Source organism: Pseudomonas sp. AC016 (assembly GCF_979253365.1).
In genome coordinates this window covers 4,337,445-4,362,336 of record NZ_CEEDCC010000001.1, presented here as the reverse complement: position 1 = coordinate 4,362,336, position 24,892 = coordinate 4,337,445, and the positions used below count along the sequence as shown (strand labels likewise).

The 24,892-nt window shown below is 52.8% G+C and carries 28 protein-coding genes, 4 pseudogenes and 1 riboswitch; of the genes and pseudogenes, 27 read left to right on the top strand and 5 right to left on the bottom strand.

Going from position 1 to position 24,892, the window contains the following annotated elements; genetic code table 11:
- Window positions 1-68: 68 nt before the first annotated feature.
- From AC0IXS_RS19610 to AC0IXS_RS19600, 3 genes are all read left to right on the top strand, one after another.
- Window positions 69-1,238 (top strand): tyrosine-type recombinase/integrase, encoded by a 1,170-nt coding sequence (locus AC0IXS_RS19610; protein WP_057409487.1) that lies wholly within the window; start codon window positions 69-71, stop codon window positions 1,236-1,238.
- On the top strand, window positions 1,235-2,077 hold the full coding sequence (locus AC0IXS_RS19605) for a hypothetical protein (RefSeq protein ID WP_057409486.1): 843 nt from the start codon (window positions 1,235-1,237) through the stop codon (window positions 2,075-2,077). The genes AC0IXS_RS19610 and AC0IXS_RS19605 overlap by 4 nt, the downstream gene beginning before the upstream one ends.
- 279 nt (window positions 2,078-2,356) lie before the next feature.
- Window positions 2,357-3,007 (top strand): hypothetical protein, encoded by a 651-nt coding sequence (locus AC0IXS_RS19600; RefSeq protein ID WP_206683087.1) that lies wholly within the window; start codon window positions 2,357-2,359, stop codon window positions 3,005-3,007.
- A gap of 202 nt (window positions 3,008-3,209) precedes the next feature.
- Here the strand turns inward: AC0IXS_RS19600 and AC0IXS_RS19595 are convergent, their stop codons facing one another.
- Entirely contained in the window at window positions 3,210-3,881 is a 672-nt protein-coding gene (locus tag AC0IXS_RS19595; protein ID WP_185795479.1) for an HNH endonuclease, read from the bottom strand.
- A gap of 632 nt (window positions 3,882-4,513) precedes the next feature.
- Here AC0IXS_RS19595 and AC0IXS_RS19590 point away from each other — a divergent pair.
- The 15 genes and pseudogenes from AC0IXS_RS19590 (at window position 4,514) to AC0IXS_RS19520 (ending at window position 14,531) form a co-directional block, all read left to right on the top strand.
- Entirely contained in the window at window positions 4,514-4,864 is a 351-nt protein-coding gene (locus AC0IXS_RS19590) for a metalloregulator ArsR/SmtB family transcription factor (protein WP_057409485.1), read from the top strand.
- Window positions 4,865-4,885: 21 nt separating this feature from the next.
- The gene (locus tag AC0IXS_RS19585) at window positions 4,886-6,175 is read left to right on the top strand and encodes an arsenic transporter (protein WP_057409484.1); all 1,290 of its coding nucleotides are present in this window, start codon (window positions 4,886-4,888) and stop codon (window positions 6,173-6,175) included.
- A 9-nt stretch (window positions 6,176-6,184) separates the two neighbouring features.
- Complete coding sequence (locus tag AC0IXS_RS19580; protein ID WP_057409483.1) at window positions 6,185-6,655, top strand: arsenate reductase ArsC; 471 nt, start codon at window positions 6,185-6,187, stop codon at window positions 6,653-6,655.
- Window positions 6,655-7,389: an arsenical resistance protein ArsH gene (gene arsH, locus AC0IXS_RS19575; RefSeq protein WP_057409482.1), complete on the top strand. Its 735-nt coding sequence runs from the start codon at window positions 6,655-6,657 to the stop codon at window positions 7,387-7,389. The genes AC0IXS_RS19580 and arsH overlap by 1 nt, the downstream gene beginning before the upstream one ends.
- 19 nt (window positions 7,390-7,408) lie before the next feature.
- On the top strand, window positions 7,409-7,960 hold the full coding sequence (locus AC0IXS_RS19570; RefSeq protein WP_057409481.1) for an arsinothricin resistance N-acetyltransferase ArsN1 family B: 552 nt from the start codon (window positions 7,409-7,411) through the stop codon (window positions 7,958-7,960).
- Window positions 7,961-8,335: 375 nt separating this feature from the next.
- Window positions 8,336-8,473 (top strand): annotated as a pseudogene (locus tag AC0IXS_RS19565) (fluoride efflux transporter CrcB); the annotation flags it as partial.
- 10 nt (window positions 8,474-8,483) lie between these two features.
- Window positions 8,484-8,807: a DUF190 domain-containing protein gene (locus tag AC0IXS_RS19560; RefSeq protein ID WP_003425054.1), complete on the top strand. Its 324-nt coding sequence runs from the start codon at window positions 8,484-8,486 to the stop codon at window positions 8,805-8,807.
- Between the two features lie 95 nt (window positions 8,808-8,902).
- A riboswitch (Fluoride riboswitch) is annotated at window positions 8,903-8,975 on the top strand.
- A 79-nt stretch (window positions 8,976-9,054) separates the two neighbouring features.
- The gene (locus tag AC0IXS_RS19555; protein ID WP_185795480.1) at window positions 9,055-10,401 is read left to right on the top strand and encodes a voltage-gated chloride channel family protein; all 1,347 of its coding nucleotides are present in this window, start codon (window positions 9,055-9,057) and stop codon (window positions 10,399-10,401) included.
- Window positions 10,398-10,763: a hypothetical protein gene (locus AC0IXS_RS19550; RefSeq protein WP_057409480.1), complete on the top strand. Its 366-nt coding sequence runs from the start codon at window positions 10,398-10,400 to the stop codon at window positions 10,761-10,763. The genes AC0IXS_RS19555 and AC0IXS_RS19550 overlap by 4 nt, the downstream gene beginning before the upstream one ends.
- Before the next feature lie 80 nt (window positions 10,764-10,843).
- Complete coding sequence (locus tag AC0IXS_RS19545; protein ID WP_003425060.1) at window positions 10,844-11,167, top strand: DUF190 domain-containing protein; 324 nt, start codon at window positions 10,844-10,846, stop codon at window positions 11,165-11,167.
- 42 nt (window positions 11,168-11,209) lie between these two features.
- Window positions 11,210-11,476, top strand: a complete 267-nt coding sequence (locus AC0IXS_RS19540) for a hypothetical protein (RefSeq protein ID WP_057409479.1) — start codon at window positions 11,210-11,212, stop codon at window positions 11,474-11,476.
- Between the two features lie 94 nt (window positions 11,477-11,570).
- Window positions 11,571-11,912, top strand: a complete 342-nt coding sequence (locus AC0IXS_RS19535) for a hypothetical protein (protein ID WP_003317535.1) — start codon at window positions 11,571-11,573, stop codon at window positions 11,910-11,912.
- Window positions 11,913-11,985: 73 nt separating this feature from the next.
- Window positions 11,986-13,269 (top strand): phosphopyruvate hydratase, encoded by a 1,284-nt coding sequence (eno, locus tag AC0IXS_RS19530; protein ID WP_057409478.1) that lies wholly within the window; start codon window positions 11,986-11,988, stop codon window positions 13,267-13,269.
- A gap of 114 nt (window positions 13,270-13,383) precedes the next feature.
- Window positions 13,384-13,929 (top strand): inorganic diphosphatase, encoded by a 546-nt coding sequence (gene ppa, locus AC0IXS_RS19525; protein WP_003317533.1) that lies wholly within the window; start codon window positions 13,384-13,386, stop codon window positions 13,927-13,929.
- Window positions 13,929-14,531, top strand: a complete 603-nt coding sequence (locus tag AC0IXS_RS19520; RefSeq protein WP_003317532.1) for a uracil-DNA glycosylase — start codon at window positions 13,929-13,931, stop codon at window positions 14,529-14,531. The genes ppa and AC0IXS_RS19520 overlap by 1 nt, the downstream gene beginning before the upstream one ends.
- An 8-nt stretch (window positions 14,532-14,539) precedes the next feature.
- Here AC0IXS_RS19520 and AC0IXS_RS19515 read toward each other — a convergent pair whose 3' ends face one another.
- Window positions 14,540-15,709, bottom strand: coding sequence for a TDT family transporter (locus tag AC0IXS_RS19515; protein ID WP_029571626.1), 1,170 nt, complete (start codon window positions 15,707-15,709; stop codon window positions 14,540-14,542).
- A gap of 117 nt (window positions 15,710-15,826) precedes the next feature.
- Between AC0IXS_RS19515 and AC0IXS_RS19510 the strand changes: the two genes are divergently transcribed.
- From AC0IXS_RS19510 to AC0IXS_RS19490, 5 genes and pseudogenes are all read left to right on the top strand, one after another.
- Entirely contained in the window at window positions 15,827-16,723 is an 897-nt protein-coding gene (locus tag AC0IXS_RS19510; protein WP_185795481.1) for a LysR family transcriptional regulator, read from the top strand.
- A 157-nt stretch (window positions 16,724-16,880) separates the two neighbouring features.
- Window positions 16,881-17,873 (top strand): beta-propeller fold lactonase family protein, encoded by a 993-nt coding sequence (locus tag AC0IXS_RS19505; protein WP_042928567.1) that lies wholly within the window; start codon window positions 16,881-16,883, stop codon window positions 17,871-17,873.
- Between the two features lie 327 nt (window positions 17,874-18,200).
- Window positions 18,201-18,581 carry a COG4315 family predicted lipoprotein gene (locus AC0IXS_RS19500; protein WP_185795482.1) on the top strand — a complete coding sequence of 127 codons (381 nt, stop codon included), beginning with the start codon at window positions 18,201-18,203 and terminating at the stop codon, window positions 18,579-18,581.
- Between the two features lie 115 nt (window positions 18,582-18,696).
- A complete protein-coding gene (locus AC0IXS_RS19495; RefSeq protein WP_406644087.1) occupies window positions 18,697-18,834 on the top strand; it encodes a DUF4113 domain-containing protein in 138 nt (45 codons plus the stop codon).
- A gap of 360 nt (window positions 18,835-19,194) precedes the next feature.
- A pseudogene (locus AC0IXS_RS19490) lies at window positions 19,195-19,335 on the top strand (transposase); the annotation flags it as partial.
- A gap of 95 nt (window positions 19,336-19,430) precedes the next feature.
- On the opposite strand, the gene AC0IXS_RS19485 reads toward AC0IXS_RS19490, so the two are convergent.
- Window positions 19,431-19,766, bottom strand: a complete 336-nt coding sequence (locus AC0IXS_RS19485) for a hypothetical protein (RefSeq protein ID WP_244647105.1) — start codon at window positions 19,764-19,766, stop codon at window positions 19,431-19,433.
- Between AC0IXS_RS19485 and tnpB the strand changes: the two genes are divergently transcribed.
- The 4 genes and pseudogenes from tnpB to AC0IXS_RS19465 all read left to right on the top strand — a co-directional run.
- Entirely contained in the window at window positions 19,695-19,883 is a 189-nt protein-coding gene (gene tnpB, locus AC0IXS_RS19480) for an IS66 family insertion sequence element accessory protein TnpB (protein WP_416221022.1), read from the top strand. The genes AC0IXS_RS19485 and tnpB overlap by 72 nt on opposite strands.
- Window positions 19,884-20,084: 201 nt before the next feature.
- Window positions 20,085-20,542 (top strand): annotated as a pseudogene (locus AC0IXS_RS19475) (LysR family transcriptional regulator substrate-binding protein).
- A 985-nt stretch (window positions 20,543-21,527) separates the two neighbouring features.
- Window positions 21,528-21,728: a helix-turn-helix transcriptional regulator gene (locus AC0IXS_RS19470; RefSeq protein ID WP_080544384.1), complete on the top strand. Its 201-nt coding sequence runs from the start codon at window positions 21,528-21,530 to the stop codon at window positions 21,726-21,728.
- A 197-nt stretch (window positions 21,729-21,925) separates the two neighbouring features.
- Window positions 21,926-23,224: pseudogene (locus AC0IXS_RS19465) on the top strand (replication initiation protein); the annotation flags it as partial.
- Between the two features lie 674 nt (window positions 23,225-23,898).
- Here the strand turns inward: AC0IXS_RS19465 and AC0IXS_RS19460 are convergent.
- Together AC0IXS_RS19460 and AC0IXS_RS19455 are read right to left on the bottom strand one after the other, a co-directional pair.
- Window positions 23,899-24,270: a hypothetical protein gene (locus AC0IXS_RS19460; RefSeq protein ID WP_235806264.1), complete on the bottom strand. Its 372-nt coding sequence runs from the start codon at window positions 24,268-24,270 to the stop codon at window positions 23,899-23,901.
- A 3-nt stretch (window positions 24,271-24,273) separates the two neighbouring features.
- A complete protein-coding gene (locus AC0IXS_RS19455) occupies window positions 24,274-24,693 on the bottom strand; it encodes a hypothetical protein (RefSeq protein WP_235806263.1) in 420 nt (139 codons plus the stop codon).
- Window positions 24,694-24,892 lie beyond the last annotated feature (199 nt).

The window sequence follows — 24,892 nt, the reverse complement described above, 5'->3', positions numbered from 1 at the left end:
GAGTACGTGAATTTGCTAAGCGCTAGAGTGGTGAGTACAGTGGGTTTACAGCACACGGAGACTTGAGATTGCTAACCGATGCCCACTGCCGCAGCGCCAAGCCGAAGGAAAAGCTATATCGGCTCAATGACCAACGTGGTCTGTACTTGGAGGTCAAACCTACAGGCGTGAAAGCATGGCGGTATCGCTTCGCGCTGAATGGCAAGTCCAGCATGATCGGACTCGGCGAATACCCGGCCGTGAAACTGTCAGAAGCACGAGAACGAAGCGAAGCGGCACGTAAGCTGGTCAAGGAGGGCGTGAATCCAGCCCAGCAAAGGCAGCTAGACCGGGTTAGGCAAGCAAACGAGGCGACCAATACATTTGATGTCATAGCCAAAGAGTGGTTACAGACCAAAGACTGGGAAGACATCACCAAAAATCGACGCCTCGATATGTTGGAGCGAGTGGTGTTTCCCAACATAGGAAAACTTCCTGTTCGCGAGGTTACCTCAGCTCAGATACTCAGCATCCTCCAGTCCACATTCAAGCGCGGCGCTCCGAGCGTAGCAGCAGAGGCTCGTCGCACCATGTCTGCGGTGTTTGAGTATGCCGTCGCCACGCTCCGAGCCGATAGCGATCCAGTCTGGCCAGTTCGTAAAGCACTGCCCACCAACAAAACGCAGCATAAGACTGCCCTAACCACGGATCAGATCGGCAAGCTATTACGTGATTTCGACAACCACCGTTGCAGCTTCCAGCTCAATTATTGCATCCAGCTGATGTGGTGGACGCTAGGCCGACCGAGCGAGGTAGCCGAAGCCGAATGGGAGGAATTTGATCTTGAAGCAGCGATTTGGCGAATACCTTCGCGAAGAATGAAGGCGCGCAAGGAGCACGTAGTTCCCCTCCCCCGCCAGGCAATCCAGATGCTCAAGGGGCTCCACACCATCACTGGCACCCGGCACCATCTATTCCCTGGCCGAGACAACAGACAGATGCCGATGGCAGTTGCATCGATGCGCCAAGCTTTGAAAGTTATAGGGTGGAGCGGTAAATACAGCCCCCACGGCACACGAACTACTGGTAGCACTCGATTGAACGAGCTCGGATACCGCCCAGACGCCATCGAAGCTCAGCTTGCTCACGCGGATCAGAATAACGTCCGTCGAGCCTATAATCATGCGACGTACTTCGACGAGCGCCGCCTGATGATGCAGGATTGGGCAGATCATTTGGATGTCTGGAGGAAGGGATGAACCAATCACGGTACCTACCCAGCGGCTTTGTCAGCAGCCTGAGCGAGCAGGAGACGAAGATGGTTAATACGGCCGCAGATATCGCTTACAAACGTCGCTCAGCGGGCCTGCCGTCTATTACCCGAATCTATCCGTTCTGCTTAAAGCTGCTTGAGCTTTCGGACGGCTATATGCGACTGAAAAAAGACCAGGAGCGGGCGATTGCTTTAGCTCCTCTCCTAAAGGAGGTTTCGCGCGCGAGCCTAGACCTTCGATCCGCCCTCCAAGCAATTGACCAATGTGGTATTGAAGCGCTGGGGGACGCTTTAGATAGGCGGAATCTCGATGGGGGAGACACTACACAACGGGATATCCGGCTGCCCTCGTCAGACTCTACGCTTGTGTCATGGCTTCAAACGCAGGGACTGGAAGATCTGCAAAAGGCTGCAGCCGGTATGACGGCCCCACGAGGCCGTGGCCGCCAACTCCAAGCACAAGAGCAATGGGCATCACTAGAGTTCGTTCGCCTATGTCACTCCCACGGATGGACCAATGTAAAGGTCGCTAACGGTGGATCAGAGAGCAAAATGGCCCCACGTCCAGAACCGTCGGATGCCGTGATCTGCTTAGCGGCGGTTTTTGAAGTGGCGGGAATCTCATCTATACGCTCGCTTACCCTAGCCAATACTGCTCTTCGATCGTTACGTAAGGGGATGGAGCACGTCGTGCTGCACACGTACGGAACGGAGGCTGACGCATATGAAGAGCATGAGCATTATGATATTTCACTTAAAGCTAGCGTGAGTGAATCACTAAAGCTGCTTTCGGCACTACCCAACTTCATACCAAAAGACCATTGAATCAAGGCGCTCGTTTGCGTTCGGATTGACCTGTCGTTTGCATAGGATTTGATCAGAAAGCCTGATGGCTTTGACAGGCAGGAGTGGATCCAGCTGCAGGTCAGCACCGGCAGAAATCGGCCAGAATTAGCCCTTCGATGATTAAGGAACTCTGGACACCGTAGAGTTATTCAGCTATCTGATGTAAATGTTCTGAGGTGATGACTGGGCGACAAGACTGATGATGGATGACATTGGTACCGTTCGCCAGCCATGCACCAAATTAAGGCGGTGCTAACAGTGAAAGAAATCCTTGGCAGGCTATATTTGTGGCAAATAGCTCTCAATAGAATCGTCGATCTTCTGGCACTTAGGCAGCGCGTGGATCGCTTCTGCAACACTGGACGACCGATGCATATAACCGAGTTATATGATGATGAGCGCAGGAGATTGAAAACTGGCCTACGACTTGATGGGGAGGCATTAAATGGTTTTGAAGAGAAACATGGCACCTTATTCCCTGACATTCATGATATACAGCTTATTGACGAGCTAATAACCGAAGAAATAATCATTAAACTATGCACTATTTTCAACGACGGTTACGGGAAAGCAGGAGTTATTGCCGCAAATAAGAGGCTATTTTGGGAGCCGACTCTCGATGAGATAATTTTACAGGCATTTTCCGGTGACGTTAGAGAAAAGTTCAATAAATTTATAGAAGATGCCAAAGCATACCGAAACAAGCAAGGCGCTCACTTTGACCAAGAAAGCTTTGTGATGACGCACGGAAATAAGAAACCCAATGAAGACGGGGTTATTTATAGCGTGGGGTGGACCAACGCCTTGTTGACGTTTGACTGGAGCTTTGTAAGCGACACAATTCCAATTTTTAATAGATCCTTAAATAACCACATTAAAAGCGTTCAAAAGGAAGCTGGCATAATTTAGGGGATGGCTTGGAAACATACAATTAGTTAAAGTCGTTCACTTCGCTCACAGGAAGGAGCTAAGCCCGTCCCTTAAGACTCTTGCCTGTCCTGAGCGGCAGCGCGGCAGAGGGTGAACGGCCGAATTGAGGGAAATGCTCTGTGTATACCAGCGTCAGGATTTGCGCTGATCTCTAAAATATGTCTTTTTTAAAAAACATCTACTAAAGCTCACACCTCGTATGCATAATATTTCTAGAAAACTGAGCTGCTCGAAGAATTGCTCTCTCATTAACCTCAGAGTTCCTCAGCAAGGAAGGTTCATACGAGTAACGTAAGTTTGCGAGATCGTATAGCTCCCTATAGACTTCGGCCCCCATATTATGATTGCAACGCTCACATAGTGTTACCAAATTTCTAAAGCTAGTTTCCCCGCCTTGCGAATATGGTCTTACATGCTGCAAAGTTAGCCCGTCAGATTCGGCGCAATTAACACAGTGATTTCCATCTCTATCTAATATTCTTTGTTTAAACTTTCCTCGAAAACTTCTTTTACGAATAGATGCCGATGCCAGCTCGATATCGGTAAAAGACCCGTAAGGAGAGATAAGGCACTTTCGTTTTTTTATCCAGTGAGCCATGTATTGCCTCACATACTTTTCATCTGCAATTGCCCATCCCTGAATACAAGTCCAGTCGTAATAGCTTTCTTCGCTATTAACGACAATATAACTTACTCCTAACTCCTTGAGGGCGCTAGGAAACACCTCGCTGTTCACCAACGAAGGCTTTCGAGCCTCAAGGCCGTTTGAGTCGGGCGCGCTACCTGATGTTAAAGTTGAAAAATAACCATAGCCGCCACAGACTAATTTAAGATCAAAGGCATAGCCATTCATGTAAACCTTCCATAGGAAACTTGTGGTTTCTCTCGGTCCGTCTTATCAGTTCCGGAAAACGGCGTAAGGTGCCTTTAGCGTAGCGCCATCGCGACGGCATGCAAAGATAATTGTTCCTGATCTGGCAGGCGTATCTGCCTGACTCCTTTTTGCCGATTCTGTTGACAACATCGGCTGCGGTTTTCAGGGCAGATAAGTAAGCGCACGAGCTTGAAATCTTAAATGGCTGCACAGGTGTTCGGACACGGATTTCACGTAGCCGCGCGAATACAGTTTCCTTCACCGCTCGGCTTCCGGGGGATGCAATTGCGCAGCAGACCTCTCTGACTATCGGTACCCATAACGTCTTTCGCTCTTTTACCGGGCCCAAGGTGAGTAACGGGTGGTTCACACATGAGCTAGCCGTAGCTCATAGCTGAGCGATAGCGATCTCGAAATGTTGCTACGAAACATCGGAAGCCATACCTGTTTAAGACAGGCCGCTGTACACACACCCGACGATCAAGGTTGACCTCGCTAGCCTACTGGTGGCGCACATATCCATCAATTCCCATCGCTGGGCATTTGTGCAAGCAGGCTGAATGTGGTTACATCTGTAAATTCGATTATCCACATATGCAGAGCAATTGCTTATGAGCCTTGCACCACACACATTCTTCAAGTGCTTGGGTGATGAAACCCGCGCTCGGATCATGCTCATGCTTTCGGCTGAGGGTGAGCTGTGCGTGTGCGAGTTGATCTGGGCACTGGACGATAACCAGTCGAAGGTTTCGAGGCACCTGGCCCAGCTGCGTGCCTGCGGATTACTAGCGGATCGCAGGCAGGGTCAGTGGGTTTACTACCGCCTGCATCCCGAGCTTGAACAGTGGGCACTTGATGTTCTGAATGTCACTACGCAGGCACACCAGTCATGGGTTACCGACCATCAAGGACGGCTGGCCTCCATGGAAGACAGACCCGTGCGCCAAGCCTCCTGCTGCTGACCTCCGACCTGGAACATACCCATGCTCATCGCAGCATCGATTTTCGTAGTTACGCTCGTCTCTGTTATCTGGCAACCCAAGGGGTTAGGTGTCGGCTGGAGCGCGGCAGCGGGTGCCGTTCTGGCACTACTGACTGGCGTCGTAAGTCTGGGGGATGTGCCGGTTGTGTGGCACATCGTCTGGAACGCTACCGCGACCTTCATTGCTGTGATCATCATCAGTTTGTTGCTCGATGAAGCGGGATTCTTCAAGTGGGCGGCGCTGCATGTAGCTCGCTGGGGTCAGGGCAACGGTGGACGCCTGTTTGCGCTGATGATCCTGCTCGGTGCAGCCGTTTCGGCACTGTTCGCCAATGATGGAGCCGCACTGATTCTGACCCCAATCGTCATCGCGATGCTGACAGCGCTGCGCTTTAGTCCGGCATCGACCCTGGCATTCGTGATGGCCGCAGGTTTCATCGCTGATACCGCCAGTCTGCCGATGGTGGTGTCCAATCTGGTGAACATCGTTTCGGCAGACTTTTTTGGCGTGGGTTTTGGTGAGTACGCCTCAGTGATGTGGCCGGTAAACCTGGTGGCGGTGGCCGCGACGCTGTTCATGCTCTGGATGTTCTATCGCAAGGACATTCCCGCCCAGTACGACGCTAATCAGCTTGAAGCCCCAGATGCAGTGATTCGTGACCGGGCGACATTCATTGCTGGCTGGTGGGTGCTTGGTCTGCTGCTGGTTGGCCTTTTCGCACTGGAACCGTTAGGCATCCCCATCAGCGCCGTCGCTGCTGCGTGTGCGGTGATCCTGCTGGTCATCGCAGGTAAAGGCCACATCATCTCCACGAGAAAGGTCATCAAGCACGCGCCCTGGCAAATTGTCGTGTTTTCGCTGGGCATGTATCTGGTGGTCTATGGCCTGCGTAATGCCGGGCTAACCGACTCGCTCTCGGCGCTGTTGAACATTTTTGCCGAGCATGGCCTATGGGCCGCTACCTTGGGTACCGGTATCACCGCTGCGCTGTTGTCCTCGATCATGAACAACATGCCGAGTGTGCTTATCGGCGCTCTGTCCATTCAGGGCAGCGACGCTACGGGACTGGTACGTGAGGCCATGATCTACGCCAACGTCATCGGTTGCGATCTTGGCCCCAAGATCACGCCCATCGGAAGTCTGGCCACGCTGTTGTGGCTGCATGTGCTGTCGCAGAAAAATATCCGCATCACTTGGGGCTACTACTTCAAAGTCGGCAGCATCCTCACCCTTCCTATCTTGCTGGTAACGCTGGTGGCACTGGCGTTGCGGCTGAGCATCCCTGTCTAGGAGAAACCCATGAAAGTACTATTTATGTGTACGGCAAATAGCTGCCGGAGCGTTCTCTCGGAGGGGTTGTTCAACCACTTGGCCCCGAGCGGTTTTACTGCCGTCAGTTCGGGCAGCTTCCCAAGCGGGCAGCTGAATCCCCGCGCCGTGAGCACGCTGCGAGCGCTAGGCATCGATACCACACATCTCTACAGCAAAGGCTCAGAGGTTTTTTCGGACTCACCACCGGATGTGGTGATCACCGTGTGTGATAAGGCTGGAGGCGAACCCTGCCCGGTCTATTTCGGGCCTGCTGTCAAAAGCCACTGGGGGCTTGCCGATCCTTCCAATGTTGAAGGAACAGATAGCGAAATCCAGGCCGCATTTGACGCAACCGTCGTCCAGATTAAAAAGCGTTTCGACGCATTCTTCAGTCTGGTTCATTCGGCGCTCACACCGCAGGAATTGAAGCGCGAACTAGATCGAATAGGTGAACTGTAATGGACGAATTTTCCTTGGAAAGCAGTCTAGATCTACCTAACCTGGATCAGTCGCTAATCGACGTCGCCACACTGGATCGCCTGCAAGGCAACGAGCAACCGACGCACAAGCCACGCATCTTGTTGCTGTATGGCTCAACCCGTGAGCGCTCTTTCAGCAGGCTACTGGCCCAAGAGGCCGCGCGCATCCTGACTCTAATGGGAGCCGAGGCCTTCATCTTTGATCCCTCGGGTCTGCCTCTCCCTGATGACGCTCCGGAAGACCATCCAAAGGTTAAAGAGCTGCGGGATCTGGTTCTGTGGTCAGAGGGACAGGTGTGGTGTTCGCCAGAGCGTCACGGTGCAATGTCTGCTGTGTTCAAAGCCCAGATCGACTGGATTCCTCTCACGATGGGCGCTGTCCGCCCCAGCCAGGGCAAGACGCTGGCGGTCATGCAGGTCTGCGGTGGATCACAGTCGTTCAACACGGTAAACCAGCTGCGGATCCTCGGGCGCTGGATGCGGATGATCACCATCCCAAACCAGTCGTCAGTACCCAAGGCCTTTCTGGAGTTCGACGACGCAGGGCGTATGAAGCCATCTGCCTACTACGACCGTGTTGTGGACGTGATGGAGGAACTGGTGAAGTTCACGCTGATGGTTCGGGGCCGGGAAACGTATCTGGTAGACCGCTATTCGGAGCGCAAGGAAAGCGCCGAGGCACTCTCGAAACGAGTCAATCAAAGATCGATTTGAGCGACCAAGGGGATAGAGAATGAGCAACACCACAGTAAGGAATGCGCAGATTTCGGACGCTCAAGCCATCCAGGCAATTTACGCACCGATGGTTGAACGCACCGCGATTTCGTTTGAGCTTGAGCCCCCTACCGTCGAAGAGATGGCCAAGCGGATTGGGTCGACTTTGCCGACTTACCCGTATCTGGTAGCGGAGCGAGACGGCCAAATCATCGGCTATGCATATGCCAGTCAGCATCGGGCTCGTGAGGCCTATCGCTGGTCGGTCGACGTCACCGTTTATATATCGCCAGAAGCGCACCGTAGCGGGGTCGGTCGGGCACTGTATGACGTGTTGCTACCGACATTGAAAAGGCAAGGCTTTCACGCAGCCTATGCCGGGATAGCGCTGCCTAACGATGGCAGCGTGGGGTTGCACGAAGCACTTGGCTTCGCTCACATAGGTACGTATCCAGAAGTAGGATTCAAGCAAGGCGCTTGGCATGACGTTGGGTATTGGCGTATTGCGCTTGATGTTTCGAGTCCGCCGAAACCCACTCTGCCGTTTATGGATATCAGTCCGCAGGTTTAGGTTGCGCAGGTCGACTTGATGGGCTGCGAGTGGCAATCAGGGCTAGTTTGACGGTCGAGAAGATATTGGCTTTTTCTCATGTCACTTGGCTCTCGCGAGTTCTGTGAAATCGACCGGCTGCTTATGGCCGAAAGCTGCCCTTCGTATTCGGCCGCTTTGGAACCTCATGCAGCCTTTGGAGGATCAGACGGACTTTGGCACATGGGAGTAGGATGTGCTCCGGATCCTCAGGGCCTCTGAGTTTCGCGAGACAATCGACCCGGCTTGCAGGACCAACAGCCGTGGTAGCCAATCACGAACTCATGAGATAATTACTAAACATCGCAGCGTTAAGCCTGGCTATGCGTTGCGGTTTTCAGAGCGTGGAATCGAAAGTTTTCCGCAGAAACAATTGCCCTGATTCAGGAAGGTAGGCTGCCCTGGGCGCTAGGCTCAGTTTCACTACACGTCGTGGGCTCGCTGGTAATGACGGCTGCCGGGCTTCTGTCCTATCAAATAATCAACACGCGCTGAGGAGAGGAACATGAAAGCTTTTCTGGTGACCTTCTTTACTCAACAGAATCGTCGCTATCAGGGAAAGATGCTCGGCGACTGGGTCGTTGATTTGGCGAAAGAAATGGGACTGCGGGGTGCGACTCTGTCCACAGGTATCGAAGGCTTTGGGCATACCGGCCGGCTGCATTCCTCGCATTTTTTTGAACTAGCGGATCAGCCTACCGAAATTCGTATGGCCATTACCGAGGACGAATCTGAACAGTTATTCAAGCGATTGGAGCTTGAAGATATCTCGTTGTTTTACATAAAAACCCCAGTTGAGCTGGGCTTCGTCGGAACAGAGGTCACCTAGTTTGGCCCTCTTTCGTAAGCGGTGACTCGAAGACGCCTTCGCTTGCCTCGTACTCCGAAACACGATTTTACATTTTGGACAGACCTAGCTAAGATCGGCGCATTGGAGATGGCATTCCTCCATTAACAAACCGCTGCGCCCGTAGCAGCTGATGATGCCTACAGAAACCTGATCAATCAGGTCTGTAGGCGTTCGCGCTCAGATTCCCTTTTTGGTCAGGCCCACCTACTTTTTTGTGGCTGGCCAAATGTCTAAATTTCGACGACCTGAACAACTCGACTTACTGCCCTATATAGCGAAATGGCTTGCGCTTGCAGGTCTTGTAGCTCTTTTGGCAGGCTCTGCTTCTGCGTTATTCCTCCTTTCCTTGGATCATGCCACCCAGTGGCGAGAAACCCATCCTTTGGTGATCTGGCTCCTGCCAGTGGCTGGCTTTGCTGTGGGACTTGCATATCACTTGATAGGCAAACCCGTTGATGCCGGAAACAACCTGATCATCGATGAGATCCATGATCCTAAGAAGATCGTGCCTTTGCGCATGGTGCCGATGGTGCTGATTGGAACCGTGGTTTCCCACCTTTTTGGTGCATCTGTGGGACGTGAGGGGACGGCGGTGCAAATGGGCGGTGCCCTTGCCGATCAACTGACGCATGTCTTCCGTCTGCGCCGCGAAGACCGTCGGGTGATTCTCATGGCCGGTATCAGTGCTGGCTTTGCGTCCGTCTTCGGCACCCCTCTTGCCGGGGCTTTATTCGGACTTGAAGTATTGGCCATTGGACGTATGCGTTACGACGCGCTTTTCCCTTGCGTGGTTGCGGCAATCGTTGCTGACCAGGTGGGGCAAGCCTGGGGCGTGGTTCACACGCATTACGTCATTGGCGAAGTGGTTCCGGTGCAGCTGTGGAGCGTCATGGCTGTGGTGGCAGCTGGGATTGTCTTTGGCCTTACCGGCCTGCTATTCGCGACTGCGACCCACAAGCTCGGAGCCTTCGTTAAGCGGCTTATCACCTATTCACCATTAAGACCCTTCGCCGGCGGCCTGCTGATCGCAGTCGCAGTGTGGGCGCTCGGTAGTAACCATTACATTGACGTTGATAAGTACATCGGGCTAGGCATTCCGAGCATCGTCCAATCCTTTCAAATACCAATGGCCCCTTGGGATTGGCTTGGAAAGATGGTGTTCACCGTTGTCTCCTTGGGCACTGGATTCAAAGGCGGTGAAGTGACACCGCTGTTTTACATCGGTGCCACCTTGGGGAATGCGCTGGCTCCCCTCTTGCACCTTCCCTTCGGCATGCTGGCTGGTATCGGCTTTGTCGCCGTCTTTGCCGGTGCAGCTAATACGCCACTGGCAACCATCGTTATGGCCATGGAGCTCTTCGGGCCCGAAATTGCTCCGCTTGCAGCCATTGCCTGTATCGCAAGTTACCTCGTATCCGGACACACCGGGATCTATCACGCCCAGCGCGTCGGCCACAGCAAGCATCACCGTCCTCTTCCGGAGGAAATCCGGCTCTCTGATATCAAGCAATTTCATGCTCAAAGTGAATCCGCCAGCGAGCGGAAAGTGACTCTTGCGGGGGAAGAGAAATGATTGAACATCACCAAGATCGCCTGACAGCTTTGCAACTCTATTTTCCTGGCGCTAGCCGGGCTCGCGTGACCAGCTTCTGGCACCACCTAAGCGCACCTGCACTAGCCCAGCACCTCCTTAAAGTTGCTCAAAAAGCAAAAATTGAGCAGGTCATGCTCAAGACGATTTCTGCAGGTTATTTGCCAAGCTATCGCATCTCCCATCATCACCCGGAGCTTGGCGATATGCGTCATCCCCAGTGTCTGGAATTGCTAGATACAGAGGACAAGCTGCGCGCATTCCTGCGCGACCACGCTGACGAGTTACGCAAAGTGCGAGCAGTTCTTCTCTTATGTGAGTTACCGCTCACTGACGCGTCGTAATTCAGTTTGAAAACAGCTCGGAAATGAAGAGGTACGGCCGACCGAAGCGTCGGTCACTCGCGACATTAGAGGATGTAGCTATGAACGGCTTTCAACTGACGTTTTTCACCGAACAGAGTACCAACTACCAGCACCTTCCACTGGGAGAGTGGTTGGTCGAGTTCGCCAAGCGAGAGGGCGCGTTGGGTGCGACGTTGGTGAGCGGTACAGAGGGGCTAGATCATTTGGGGCATTTGCATACGGCGCATTTCCTCGGCGGTGCCGACCATCCCGTCACGGTGACTATATCCACTGATGAAATTGGGTGCGACAGGTTGCTGGAGGCATTGGCCAAGGAGTCGTTTTCACTGAGCTATATCAAATTGCCCATCGAATACGGTCGAGTGGGCCAGGCGAAAAACTAAAAAACGCACCTTGTTGGACAACCAATAAAAAGGATAAGCGCCATGTACCGAGTTTATAACCTACGTCCACAGCCAGCCCCTGCTAACTGGGCTCGTGACAACAAGCCGCTTCTCGTAGGACTGGTTTTCTGGTCACTTTTTCTGGCCGGCATCGCAGGCAGTCAAAAGGTCTCGAGCGAGGGGTGGTACATCGTCACCTCGCTCGAAGGCGCATTGGTTACGCTGCGTATGCCCAGTGAGAAGTCCTGCAAGGCCGACGTAGCCCAGACCTGCGTACCGGGCTACGAGCTGAGAGCACAGCAACATTGAGCGCGATGGCGGTTGGCAATCCAAAGATGAGATCGCGAAATGGAGCTCACCGACGTCGGCTCATCAAAATCATTTTAGAGAATTGGGAGACCACATGAGCGCAGTGACGCTGAGCATCGTATTCGGGCTTGTGATGGGCAGGTTTTTCACAGGATCCGTCTATGAGTTCGCCGCGCTTTTCATCGTAAGCGTTGGAGTGTCCTTGCTGACCTTTCATCTGCTAAATCAAAGGCGCGTCAGGCTACAAGCCCAGACGGCGTATTGCTGCTCTGTAATGGTTGCTTCAAACCAAATGATGGAGCTTTTCCAGATGGCAAAAAGAGGGCAGTTCATGCCCTTGGTGGGAGAGATTCCTGAACTAATTATTGGAGGCTTCTTGGTTCCCGCAATCGCGGTGTCGGCAGTGCAGCTGTTCAGGATACTCATGGAGAGCTGACGTCCGACATAGAGGCCTCTCAACGGTTTCACATCGTTAATGACGTTCCCGAATCGTTACTTGGAGAAAATCTATGAAAACGCAAATCCAGGCCATTCATGCACGTGAAATTCTCGATTCACGCGGCAACCCTACCGTTGAAGTCGACGTCACCTTGGAGTGCGGCGCCATGGGCCGGGCTTCAGTACCGTCCGGTGCCTCTACAGGCGCTCACGAAGCAGTTGAGTTGCGTGACCAAGATATACAGCGGTATTCCGGCAAAGGAGTTTTGAAGGCCGTTAGCAATGTAAATACCGAAATATTTGAGTCTTTGAGAGGCCTGGATGCGGCTGACCAGGAACAGATTGATCATCTGATGATTAAGCTGGATGGAACCTCTGATAAATCCAGGCTTGGAGGAAACGCGATCTTAGGCGTGAGCCTCGCCGTTGCCAGAGCGGCGGCTTCTGCGCTGAACTTGCCCTTGTTCCAATATCTGGGCGGCGAGCAAGCAGCAAGAATGCCCGTCCCAATGTTCAATATTCTCAATGGCGGTGTTCACGCCAACTGGCAAGGCCCTGACTTTCAGGAATTCATGATTGCACCTACAGGGGCTGGCAGTTTCAAGGAAGCCTTTCGTTGGGGCGCTGAGGTGTACCACGAGCTGAAAGTAGTGCTTAAGGACGCCGGCTACTCAACTGCGGTCGGAGACGAAGGCGGCTTTGCTCCGACGCTCAAGAAAAACTCAGATGCCATTGAGCTGATCATCAAGGCAATTGAAAGGGCCGGTTACGCCCCTGGATCTCAGATCGAGATCGCTATCGATCCAGCATCCAGCGGTTTCTATGAAAACGGTCTTTACCATCTGCGTTCGGAAGGTCGGAAGGTAGATGCCCAAGAGCTGATTAGCCTCTATTCCTCCTGGGTCGACAAGTACCCGATTGCGGTACTGGAAGATGGCCTCGCGGAAGACGATTGGTCGGGCTGGAAGCTATTGAATACTGCGCTGGGTGACCGGATCGAGTTGGTTGGAGATGACCTATTTGTCACCAATGTCGAACGGATTCAGCGAGGCATCACAGAAAACGTCGCCAATGCCGTATTGATCAAACCTAATCAAATCGGAACGCTGACTGAGACCAAAGCCGCCATCGAAATGGCCTATGGGGCAAATTGGGGGGCGATGGTTTCTCATCGTAGCGGGGAGACGGTGGACAGCTCCATCGCTGATCTGACTGTCGCGATGGGGACTGGCCATCTCAAGACAGGAGCTCCATGCCGGGGGGAGCGGGTCGAGAAATACAATCAGTTTCTGCGAATAGAAGAGCATCTTGGCAGCCGTGCGTTTTATGCAGGACATGATGCATTCGTGCGCTGACGGCCTATCGCCGCTAAACCTGTTGGACTGGTTACCGTAAAAAATGAACCACGTATAGCTGTTGGCAAAAACGTCAGTGGCATTGGCCTTTCCTAGACGCTTGGAGATATGAGCATGAGCTACACGGATATTCCAGCTGGTAACGCGATCCCCGATGACTTCTTCACCGTTATCGAGATTCCTGCAAACCACTCGCCGATCAAGTACGAGGTGGACAAGCCAAGTGGACAGATCTTCGTTGATCGCTTCCTCAGCACGCCGATGTTCTACCCGGCTAACTACGGGTTCATTCCAAATACCTTGAGCGATGACGGCGATCCTTTGGACGTCCTCGTGATTTGCCCTTACCCGGTATCACCTGGCGTTGTCATCCGCAGTCGCCCAGTAGGTGTGATGTACATGACGGACGAAGCTGGTGCGGATGCCAAGGTAATCGCAGTGCCTCATGAAAAACTCAGCTCTATGTACAGCAATGTAAAGGAATGCTCTGACCTCCCTGCGTTACTCCTCGCACAGATTCAGCACTTCTTCGAAAACTACAAAGCGTTAGAGCCGGGTAAGTGGGTGAAAATGGGCCGCTGGGGGAGCGCAGACGAAGCGCGGGAAGATATTCGTAAATCGGTAGCGGCCTATAACCTGAAGAAGGAGGCTTCCAAGTAGTGTTACTCAATCAGAAGAGCGCAGAGCAGGAAATTTCTCTGAAGGTAAGAGAAGACTTTCTGCTGCTGCCGAAAACTGCTGAATTGACGCGCTGGGTAATGGCCCAGTCCACGGGCGAAAGAACATTACCGTATTTCGATCCACTGGATGGCGGCGTCTTCGCAAGGGTATTGATCTTGTTGGAATCGCCCGCTCGAACGGTCAGTCTTCCACGGTATGTCTCAAGAGACAATCCGGGGCCTGCACAACGCAACCTGAAAGGTTTCATTGAGCAGGTTGGACTGGCACGTCACAAAACCGTCCTTTGGAATTTGTACCCTTGGTTACCAGATCTCGATAAGCCCAAGGGTCCGCTCCGCAGAGCGCAAATTGAGGAAGGTATCGAGATGCTGATCACGCTACTGACGCTTTTCCCTGATCTCGTCACTATCGTGTTTGCTGGACGTGTTGCCCAGAAAGCCATACCGCGTGTTCGGCTCGCCTTCCCTAATTTTTCATTGCTGGAAATGCCACACCCAAGTCCCCTTTCTGTTTGCACTCACCCGAATGTTAGGCAGCGCATTTTGTCCACACTGCGTCACGCCAAACAGTCGATCAAGTAGCCAAAGGCTCAGGTTTTGCTCGCCTTGCTCAGCGAGCGGATACACGGCGAGACGAACAAGTTGCCGCGATAGGCACCAGCCAGGGTTTTAGCCGCGACGATCATCCACATGACAGTCAGCATCAACACCAGCACCACGCCAAAGAAGCTAAAGAACGTGAGGTGCAGCATAGAGCCCAATTTGAGGGTTGTTACGGCGTACACTCCCAGCGGAAAGGTGAAGCCCCACCAGCCGAGGTTGAACGGAATGCCCTCCCTGAAGTAGCGCCCGGTAATTAGCAGCGCCAATACCATCCACCACAATCCCAGCCCCCAGAACAGCACACCACCGATCAAGCCAATGCCCTCGGCTACGCCGCCGATGCTTGCCATTCCATGAGCAGCAAAGATTGCTGGAGCATCGTTGCCCAGCAGCAACATCCCCAAAGCCCCGGTACCGATCGGCCCTAAAGACAGCCAGCTCGATGCTGCCATGCTTTCATGAGGTAGTTTGTGCAGCGCCATGCGCAGTAACAGGATCACCAGTATGCTCAAGGCGACGGGCACCGAGTAGGCCCACAGCACGTAGCTGGTGATGAGCATGGTGAACTGTGCGCTCGCATCAGCGAGGTGCGGAGCCAATAGACCGCCACTGGCGGCAGCCACCTCAGCCGCAACTACTGGCAGCAGCCATACCGCTGTCATCTGATCAATGCTGTGCTGCTGGCGAGTAAACATCATATACGGGATCAGCACCCCGCAGGCCAATGCCATGGTGACATCGATCCACCACAACACTTCGGCTAAAGCGACTACCCCACCCCCCCAGCGTGGCAAACCATAAAGGAGAAAACCGTTGATGATGGTCGCCAATCCCATGGGGATAGTTCCAAAAAACATCGATACAGTGGAGTGGCCGAAGATCTGTTTGGCCTCATCGAAGAACAATACCCAACGGCTCGCGTACATCAGCGTAAACAGGCAAAACAGCACGATATTAAAAAACCACAAGGCTTCCCCTAACGCTTTGGGCCACTGCGCAACAAAGGGCAGTTGGCCCAGAGCCAGCGCCAGAATCCCGGTGCCCATCGTGGCGGCGAACCAGTTGGGTGTGAACTGGCGGATCGCTTCTCGTGGATTGGACAAAGCCGCCAGTGGGTGGCTGCCGCCCATTATAGCTGCGAGTCGTGTCTCACTCATTTTCGCGCTCCCGCTTCAGTGTGCCTTCAATATGACATGGTTGAAGTATAGCTTGATGGGCATAGCGGTAAAAACGGATAGTATAGGTTTACATTACCTATTAAGAAGGTAGATTACTTGAAGCTAAGCCTACGCCAGCTACAAATTTTCTGCGCCGTCGCGCAGCACGGTAGCACCACCAGCGCCGCCATTTCGGTGTCACTGTCCCAATCTGCAACCAGCGCCGCACTGAACGAGTTGGAAAGCGCCTTGGATACCAGGCTGTTCGACCGAGTAGGCAAGCGTTTAGTGCTGAACGATAACGGCCATGCCTTACTGCCTCAAGCCAGAAGGATGCTTGAGAATGCACAACAGATAGAGGCCAGTTTCTTACCCGGCCATGCCGGGCTGAAGACACGCTTGCGGGTAGGATGCAGTACCACGATAGGCAATTATGTTCTGCCATTGATTCTCGGTGAGCTACGTCAATCAGCACCACATTTGAGGGTCGATGTCGACATGGCCAACAGCATGGCTATCGCAAGAAGAGTCGCTGATTTCGAGATTGATATGGGCCTGATCGAGGGGCCTTGCCACCTGCCCGAACTCAGTGCCGAGCCTTGGCTAATTGATGAATTGCTTATTGTCGCAGGCCAACGGCACCCCTTGGCACTAAAGCAGCAGGTCACACTTGATGATCTTCGTACGGCTGAATGGCTACTGCGCGAGCCAGGTTCTGGTACCCGTGAAGAAGTCGAACGATTGCTGCTGCTTCATCTGCACGATCTCGCCGAAACGCGCCAGATCGGCAGTTCAGAGGCCATCAAGCATACCCTCGCACAAGGCATCGGCATCAGTTGCCTGTCCCGCTGGGTCGTTCGGGATCTACTGGCCTCTGAAGTTCTGGTTGGACTGCCGCACGCGTTGCCTGCACTGACCCGACGTTTTTTTCTGATCCGCCACCGGGACAAATACATCTCGCCTGGACTTGAGCGATTCTGGGAAAACTGCAGTCAATTCGTGAGCCAGGAATAGCTAGACCTATTTATAAAACAGGTAAGAGCTACCAAAACAATTTGTTTCCGGAATTTATCAACGACGCATAAAGTCAACTCATTGCCCTGCAGCGATGAACGAGTTGTATATGCCAAGGCGCGACTGGATGCCTTGCTTACCCTATGAGGAAACTCTGATGAATGTGATAAAGAAAACCGTCACAGCCCTGACGTTGGGTGTTGCGTTGGCCGCATCAATGAGCGCGTGGGCCGCGCAAGATCGCTGGACGTTTGACGGCGATATTCACAACAACTCGCTGGCCGTCAGCCCTGATGAAACGACGGCGGTGGTCTCTTACAGTCAGCGTCCAGATGTAGTGGTTTATGATTTGAAAACCGGTAAGGTTCGCCAGGTTCTCACCGGCTACGTCACGCCGCGAAATATTGTGTTTTCGCCAACTGGCGATGTGTTCTACCTCTCCGACAGCAGTTTGGGGGTCGTGCGCAAGATTGACACCAAGACTTTAAAAGTGATTGCAGATATTCCGTTGGGCGCAGGTGCTTTTGGTACCACACTCAGCAAGGACGGAAGCCTGCTCTACGTCAACAATGAAGCGGCCAGCACGCTGTCGGTCATTGACCTTGATCACCAGCGGCCAGTAGCTGTGGTACCTGGCTTCTCCCAACCGCGCCAGGGCATCCGAGTAAGCCCTGACGGCAAAACCGTCTATGTCACCAACTTTCTTGGGGACAAAATTACCTTGGTCGACAGCAAAACCAATACGATTGAAGGTGAGATCACTGGCTTCAACAAGTTGCGCGCCATCTCCATATCGGCGGACGGCAATACGCTGTACGCGGCTAACAGCGGCAGTAACAGCATCGCAGTTGTCGACACTCAAAAACGCGCCATCACAACCACCGTCATGGTTGGCAAAGACCCCTACGGCGCAGCCCTCACTCCAGACGGGCTGCACGTCTACTCGGGTAACCTCGGTGACAACAGCCTTTCAGTGATCGACACCAAAACGCTGAAAGTGACCACCACTGTGACCGGTTTGAAGGCACCCCGCCAGGCCATTGTCTTCACCAAAGACAAATCGAAGGCGTATGTCCTTAATGAGGACTTGAGTATCTCCACAGTCGATCTCGCCAGCAACAAGGTGGTGTCGACGCTCAAGGCCGACTGATTGAACAGCGCAGGCCTTCATGGGGGCCTGCTGATACTCCACGACCAAGTGAATAATAATGAGTGAAAATGATGAGTCCTGGATGATGGATCGCCGTCGCTCATTGAGATGAGCCAGTGATGCTTGACCGTGAGCGTCGCTTTGCTCAATTGAGGAAGGCACAGGGTCCGGGGGGGGGGAGCCCAGCATTCCAGCAAAAAATGATATCGGGACGTTTTTTCTACGGAATCGAATTAACCTGTTTGTGGCTCGTCTACTGTCTGATCGCTTGCCGTTTCAAAAGCAGGTGGGTCTTCTAAAAATTAAAAATGACCAAAGGAAATACAGATGTTCAAAAAGATGATTCTCACCGTCGCTATTGCCGCCAGCTGCATGTCGGGTTTGGCGCTCGCCGATGCGCCAGTCAAGCTTGCTGAAACGGACAAGGGAAAAGTACTCGTAGACGCGAAAGGAATGACTCTTTATACCTTCGGGAAGGACACCTCGGGCAAGTCGGTCTGCAATGGGCCATGCGCTTCAAACTGGCCACCTTTACCGGTATCCGCAGACGCGAAAGCGGGTCATGATTACTCTGTCGTCACTCGAGACGATGGCACAAAACAATGGGCATACAAAGGCATGCCACTTTACAGCTGGGTCAAAGATACCAAGCCAGGGGATACAACCGGTGACGGCGTCAACCAAGTCTGGCACGTTGCCAAGCCGTAACGTCAAATAATTAATAGGCTGGCTTACCCCACTGGCTTTGTCAGTGGCGTAAGCCAGAAGAATACACACCTGATAATTTCGCCAACATACAGCCGCCGCGCCTCATAAATCTTTGATGGATCATTTCAACGAAAAATGGGGCCGAGGTACGGTACACCTTGGACGTATTCCCGTAACGCCAGCCTGGGGTATGAAGCCTCCAGAAACTAAGCCGCATCTACACAACCCACCTGGATCACCTCTGGACTGTTGAACTCCAATAGGGGCTAGCAGCGGGACTGGGATTTATTACGGTTTCAACCCACAGATCTGATTAGGTAGGATGATCCAAGGAGCATAGCAAAAAACTTAATTCCGTTAAGGAAAAATTACTTAAAAAATCTGATTTAGTTGTATTTGACCACCTGCTTGCATTCAACTTGACCAATTGCATTCGTATTCCCCACCTGGATAAGCGTCAGATGCTCTTACGACCGTTTGCGAATTTTGATTCTTCGCATTGATTCGCCTTTCAGTTCGATGATGTGGGACTTGTGAACGATACGGTGTATGCGTCCGGCCAAGTCATCTACCCAGCTCCGAAAAGCCAAGACATGGTGTTCACTTAAATTAAGTGGACACCAGTTATAGCCTTTTAAGCGGGTATTTCGTGCAACCAACACGCCGTTCCTACTCCAATTCCTTCAGAGCCCAAGTCATTCAAGAGTGTGCCCAGCCTGGTGCTTCGATTGCCAGCATCGCACTCAGCCATAACCTCGTCCACAAATGGATTCGGCTGCAATCGCAGAAAAGCACAGCGCTGCGACCTGCATTTATTCCATTACCCGTGTGGCTGGCTGGGGCAAAATCTCACCCGTCCTCATCGAACAGTTGCGTTGAAATACAGCACCCGCGAGGCACCGTCAAAGTGAACTGGCCCGCTGAAAATGCTGCTGCCTGCGCGACCTTTCTTCGAGACCTTTTGCGATGATTCGCATCGACGCCATCTGGCTTGCCATCGAGCCGATGGACATGCGCGCCGGCACCTAGACGGCATTGGTCAGCGTGATAGCGGTGTTCGGTGCGGCGCAGCCGCACTGTGCTTATCTGTTCGCCAATTGCCGCGCCAATCGCATGAAAGTGCTGGTGCATGACGGCTTTAGAATATGGCTGGCGGCGCGCCGGTTGAACCAAGGCAAGTTCCATCGGCCTGGCATTCGCCATGGTTCTGAGATGGAACTGGATACCGAGCAACTTCAGGCATTGGTGCCGGGTCTGCCATGGCTACGCGCGGGTTCTGGAGGCTCGATCACACTGCTTTAACGGCTGCCATTAGTCTATCGGTCTATCGCCGCGAAGCGCCTGCTCTGGCAAAATCCGGCGCATGACTTCTTCTCCCAATCTCGACCAAATTTCCCCCGAGCAACTGCGTGCTTTGGCAGCGCAGTTGCTGTCGCGGGTCGACACGATGGGCAGCGCCTTGAAGACCGCAACATCGACGTCGCGTTGTTGGAGTCGCGGCGAGTGCAATCGAGTTGGGACTCAGTAGTACTGGGAACAGACGAGATGGTGCTATGCATGAACGAACACAACCCGTTAGCCCAGAAACCCTTTCTGGAAGCCCGGCACTTGCAGGATGAGCCCATGGTGGTGTTTGACCAAACATTCCTGCAACGCCATTACTCGACGCTTTCTGCGATGCGGGGAGCGCAAATTACCGGATTGCACTGCAAAGCAACTTCGTGTCACTCGTCATTAAGGCCGCTGCCGATGGTATGGGGATTTCCACCTTATTGCGCTCTGCTCAGAAGCGCGAGCCGGGCATTCTGGGCGTGCCTTTCACCCCCCCACAAACCATGAGTTTCAGTTTGCGCTGGCGCGCGGGCGAATACCTTTCCTTCGCTAACAAGCGTTTCGTCGATTTTGTCCAGACGACGGACATTTTTAAGAAGGAGTCGGCCAGGGGCCAGCGGGCGGAGTGACCGCTTCGGGTCGAAAGCCATCAGCCACGACCGGCTGCTTTCGACCCAAAGCGGCCGTTCGCACTGCGTGCGATCTGTGGGTAGAATCCCTTTTTCCAAACCAGTACGAATTGATGCCAATGGTCCAACCGACGACAGTAGCCAACATCATTGGCCCTTGGAAAGGAGAGGCTCCGACAACGTTACTACAGCATTGTCGAGATGCCTGGGACACTCCTTTTAAAGAACTGTCAGATATCATGGTCGCTACTTTTCTGAACCAGCGAATCGCACTTCCTCAAATGTTGGCCGAGGCCAAGCGGCGATTGGATTCAGAGCCCCGCGAAGACACGGAATACTTCGATGACCAGTTAGCTGAGGCAGTTCTAGGTGCTGACAAGTGACCGCTTCTGGCCGAAAGCGGTCCTTCGCAACAGGCAGAAATCGCCTCAACAAAGCTGCCCCATCAGTACCACCCAGAACCTGATCGATTACGGCGCTTTTCAGCGCTCGCAGGATCAGTCTGAAATCCACATTGTTGAATGCCGCCTCCGCCTCATTGTGAACTGCATAGCCCACATGGACGGCAACACGTACGCTCATTGGCGCATGCACATCGCTGCCCAGATAATCAGCAAGCAGCCCCCTGATCTCATAGAGTGCGAGCTCGAGTAGCCGGGTCCGATCTGACTGCATAAGGATTCCGCTTACCAAAGGGAAGTGTGAGCGAGCTTAGCGAGGCCAGCTTAGTTCTCGGACTGGCAAAGGCGAAACACCGATTTTCCAATACAAACGCCCGCCAAAGCGGGGCTCTCTCTATCAACGCAGTGGCCATCGCGCCAGCCCTGAGATAGCGAACCGTAGGCATGCCATAGATCAGGTGAGGGTTCGCCAAATTCTCAGTGCACGGACAAAAAGTCATCGGAAAAGGAACAATTGATGTCCGTGCTCCACGCGGCAGATAAAATGAACATGCCCTCGATTCCATAACGTTTCGAGGCGTGCCATGAGAGTTCTTCGTATCCAAGATACCTGCTCAAAAATTGCTATCAGCCGAACGTCTTTGTGGAGACTGTGCAAACAAGATGACTTTCCGCAACCCATCAGCATCGGAGGCGGACGTGTAATCGGTTTTCTCGAGCACGAAATTGATCATTGGCTGGAGGCCCGTGCAGCAGCCCGCAAAACCACACAAGGGAGAAGCTGAGATGGGCCGACGGACAAGGCAGGAAATCTTCAAGCCATCAAAAGTGAAGTCTTCAGTTCACCGCTGAACGGTGGACTTATGGAAAAGATTCTTCAGCGGCTGTGCGTCCTCTATGACAGCACCGTGCCCCCCCAGTTGCCCCCTTGTGTCATACCCTTTCACGCCGTTGGCCAACCTGCTGGCCAAGGCGGTGAGGCATGAGCCACGACAACGCGATCAGTCTTGCCCACGCGACCTCACCCTCGGCCAAGGTCGATCCGCTGGCCACCAGCACCCACATGCCTCCGGCGCGTTTTTTCGAAGACGGCACTGCGCTCAACCGATTATTGCTGGAAGCGCCGTACATGGCGCGGTGCAGTGACGACAAAACCGCGACCCGCGTCCGTCCCCGTGAATACGCGCTGCGTTATCCCTATATGCAGGTCAATCGCCTCGGCATGGTGTCCTGGCTGGTGTTCGACCTGGACCATGCCAACGCCTTGGCCTGGGACGATGCCGGGTTGCCCGCGCCGAACCTGATGGTGCGTAACCGCAAAAGCGGCCATTCCCAGTTGTTCTATGCCGTGCCGTCCGTGTGCACCACAGAGAACGCACGGGTCAAGCCGATTCAGTACATGAAAGCGATCTATACCGCGTTTGCCGCTCGCCTCGACGCGGACATGGACTACCACGGTGGCCCGGTGGCCAAAACACCCGGTCACCCCTGGTGGGAGACGACCGAATTTCACACCCACGTGTATGAACTGGGCGAACTGGCGAACGCGGTGGAGCTGACAGTCAAACCCTGGGCCACAGGTCCGAAGCTTGATCAGGTCAGCCATTCGCGGCACTGCATCCTGTTCGAGCAACTGCGCTATTTTGCGTACAGCATCGTCAATCGCGAGCGTGAGCTGGGGTCGTTCGAGTCGTTCATGCGCTCGCTCGATGCGTATGCGTACAACCACAACAGCTTTCTCAAACAGGGTTTTTCGGAAAACCTGCCGCTGTCGTCGATACGCTCCACGGTCAAATCCGTAGGTCGCTGGACGTGGGATCGGTACACCGGCGATCGTCGTTGCCATCGAGGCGCAATGCAGCTCGATGGCAGCTTGTCGCTTACAGAACGGCAGAGCCTGGCTGCGCAGCGCACTAATGAGCTGCGGCACAAAGCCACAGAATCCAAAATACGCGCTGCTTGCAGGCAGCTTCAAGACCAGGGCAAGGCACTGGTCCGTTCTGCGATAGCGACTCTCGCCGGCGTTTCGGTGAGAACGGTGGCCAGCTACAAGCACATTCTCAGGGAAATATCTCAACCGGCCACTGTGAGAGTTCTCAGGCCTGCCAAGGCTGCGCCTGGGACACGTGGCCAAGTCGATTCAGCTTCCCCACAACCCACTCCGAGTCAGGCTGCAAATAGTCGCGCTCTGGGGGTGCAATCCGGTGTACATCAGATATCTGCGGTCCCGCAGGGGCCGCAAGCCGGAGAGTCTTTAAAAATAGAACATGAAGATGGTTCATCCATAGGCATTTTGAAATTCCTATACATGAACGTTCCGCCCGAGTGGAAAGAGGATTTCGTCACTAATTCGAAATCTTGGTTAACTACCAGAGAGCAGCAAGCTTGGATAGACAAGGCTATGCAGCGCTCGGACGATGATACCTCTGCGATACCTGATGAATATGGGATGGATACCGTATCGGGAAGCGTTGTAGATAACACCAACAACTAACCTAAACAGAAACTAGTAAAATAAAACACGACACTAGGGGGCAACGCCGTTCGATTTGTCGAAGACCCCGCCTAGCAAACGGATCGACGTCCACAACGCGCTCGCCCAGACCATTGCGCAAAAAACACTGATTCATGATACGCGGATGGTAGTCGACCTGATAGTCAAACAGTTAACATCCACCGCCAATTCTCCAAAATCTGCTTTGTACTCACTCACAAATCGGATACTCGGAGAGAGTTAAACACCTAACAAATAATTCAGAGAGCGTTTTTCCCTTGGGTCCTACCTTAGATAGACGCTCTCGAAAACCCCACAGAAAACCTATAAAAAATGCACCATCCAGATACCTAAAATACAAACTAATAGTTATTAGTCAAATTAAATCAACCAAAGTGAGCCAAGTCATACATCGTAAGTTTTCGGACACTACGAGCATAGATCACATCAGCACGCTATACTCACCCCACCAAGTCGGCTCGCTCAAGCAAAGCTCTAACAAACCTTCTCTTAGTCAAATCTGAGCATTTGCCTCTGTAGGTTTCACTAACCAGCTCGAAAACACCTATAGACATCGTCAACAACAATCCAACAATCAAAACTAGAGTTAGTGAAATAAGAAAAAGGGTGAGCGAGTATTTCGCAGCGGTTATCATAAAAACCGAGAGGTCAATATTCGACACTGTGAATTCCACGCCGGGTATTTTAAATGCGAAATTTATCATAGCCAATATAACTGGAATTGAAAGCAAGGTCTGAAGCGGCTTAAGGCTGAAAAAGCTACTCAAAAAACGATCGCCCAGCTGCTTATTCTTTCTAGACTCGGAAAGCATACCCTAAGCTTCATAAAAATTCTTGGCCAAATCAAAATACTTATCAGGCGGGACAGATAAATTCTTTTTAAGCCAAATGCCTTTGATAATTTCTCTATCTTGTTTTTTACAAAGCACGTCGGAAATATTTAAGCCGGACCTTTTTAGCTTGTCATATCTGTAAGCAGGCTCATAAAAAGCAATCCAAACTGCCAAACCGACGAATTCAAAAAGAACAGCTATCAGTGCTAGGCCTGTGTTCGCATCCCGCCCTAACGCTAACTCAACCAAACTGTAGAACATAAACAATATTGTTAGCACAAAGAAAAAAACTGATATCCAATACGCGATGCTTTTCGGGCCATCCTTGAGAGATCTTGAATAGAACAAAGTTGAATACCTAACGGCCACTTTTTCAAAATCTGAAACTGTCAAAATCTGCACCGCAACCCCCTCTTAATTTTTTATGCTGACTTTTTCATTACGCGTCGCTCATCATATCTTGAAAATGTCTGAAGTCTAATGGTCGAGTCAAGGGGTTGGTGCGGCCCGCAGCACCGAAGGGGCGAGGACTCGGCCCCTTGACGCGTTCGAGGTCAATAGCCTTCGCTAGGGTGACTGGGAGCGTTTCTATCCCAGGCTC

What these genes read in the sequence shown, in the direction of transcription:
- AC0IXS_RS19605 (WP_057409486.1), top strand. Translation starts at nt 1,235, where the DNA reads ATGAACCAATCACGGTACCTACCCAGCGGCTTTGTCAGCAGCCTGAGC.
- AC0IXS_RS19595 (WP_185795479.1), bottom strand. Translation starts at nt 3,881, where the DNA reads ATGAATGGCTATGCCTTTGATCTTAAATTAGTCTGTGGCGGCTATGGT.
- AC0IXS_RS19590 (WP_057409485.1), top strand. Translation starts at nt 4,514, where the DNA reads ATGAGCCTTGCACCACACACATTCTTCAAGTGCTTGGGTGATGAAACC.
- AC0IXS_RS19585 (WP_057409484.1), top strand. Translation starts at nt 4,886, where the DNA reads ATGCTCATCGCAGCATCGATTTTCGTAGTTACGCTCGTCTCTGTTATC.
- AC0IXS_RS19580 (WP_057409483.1), top strand. Translation starts at nt 6,185, where the DNA reads ATGAAAGTACTATTTATGTGTACGGCAAATAGCTGCCGGAGCGTTCTC.
- arsH (WP_057409482.1), top strand. Translation starts at nt 6,655, where the DNA reads ATGGACGAATTTTCCTTGGAAAGCAGTCTAGATCTACCTAACCTGGAT.
- AC0IXS_RS19570 (WP_057409481.1), top strand. Translation starts at nt 7,409, where the DNA reads ATGAGCAACACCACAGTAAGGAATGCGCAGATTTCGGACGCTCAAGCC.
- AC0IXS_RS19560 (WP_003425054.1), top strand. Translation starts at nt 8,484, where the DNA reads ATGAAAGCTTTTCTGGTGACCTTCTTTACTCAACAGAATCGTCGCTAT.
- AC0IXS_RS19555 (WP_185795480.1), top strand. Translation starts at nt 9,055, where the DNA reads ATGTCTAAATTTCGACGACCTGAACAACTCGACTTACTGCCCTATATA.
- AC0IXS_RS19550 (WP_057409480.1), top strand. Translation starts at nt 10,398, where the DNA reads ATGATTGAACATCACCAAGATCGCCTGACAGCTTTGCAACTCTATTTT.
- AC0IXS_RS19545 (WP_003425060.1), top strand. Translation starts at nt 10,844, where the DNA reads ATGAACGGCTTTCAACTGACGTTTTTCACCGAACAGAGTACCAACTAC.
- AC0IXS_RS19540 (WP_057409479.1), top strand. Translation starts at nt 11,210, where the DNA reads ATGTACCGAGTTTATAACCTACGTCCACAGCCAGCCCCTGCTAACTGG.
- AC0IXS_RS19535 (WP_003317535.1), top strand. Translation starts at nt 11,571, where the DNA reads ATGAGCGCAGTGACGCTGAGCATCGTATTCGGGCTTGTGATGGGCAGG.
- eno (WP_057409478.1), top strand. Translation starts at nt 11,986, where the DNA reads ATGAAAACGCAAATCCAGGCCATTCATGCACGTGAAATTCTCGATTCA.
- ppa (WP_003317533.1), top strand. Translation starts at nt 13,384, where the DNA reads ATGAGCTACACGGATATTCCAGCTGGTAACGCGATCCCCGATGACTTC.
- AC0IXS_RS19515 (WP_029571626.1), bottom strand. Translation starts at nt 15,709, where the DNA reads ATGAGTGAGACACGACTCGCAGCTATAATGGGCGGCAGCCACCCACTG.
- AC0IXS_RS19505 (WP_042928567.1), top strand. Translation starts at nt 16,881, where the DNA reads ATGAATGTGATAAAGAAAACCGTCACAGCCCTGACGTTGGGTGTTGCG.
- AC0IXS_RS19500 (WP_185795482.1), top strand. Translation starts at nt 18,201, where the DNA reads ATGTTCAAAAAGATGATTCTCACCGTCGCTATTGCCGCCAGCTGCATG.
- AC0IXS_RS19495 (WP_406644087.1), top strand. Translation starts at nt 18,697, where the DNA reads ATGGATCATTTCAACGAAAAATGGGGCCGAGGTACGGTACACCTTGGA.
- tnpB (WP_416221022.1), top strand. Translation starts at nt 19,695, where the DNA reads ATGAAAGTGCTGGTGCATGACGGCTTTAGAATATGGCTGGCGGCGCGC.
- AC0IXS_RS19485 (WP_244647105.1), bottom strand. Translation starts at nt 19,766, where the DNA reads ATGGAACTTGCCTTGGTTCAACCGGCGCGCCGCCAGCCATATTCTAAA.
- AC0IXS_RS19470 (WP_080544384.1), top strand. Translation starts at nt 21,528, where the DNA reads ATGAGAGTTCTTCGTATCCAAGATACCTGCTCAAAAATTGCTATCAGC.
- AC0IXS_RS19460 (WP_235806264.1), bottom strand. Translation starts at nt 24,270, where the DNA reads ATGCTTTCCGAGTCTAGAAAGAATAAGCAGCTGGGCGATCGTTTTTTG.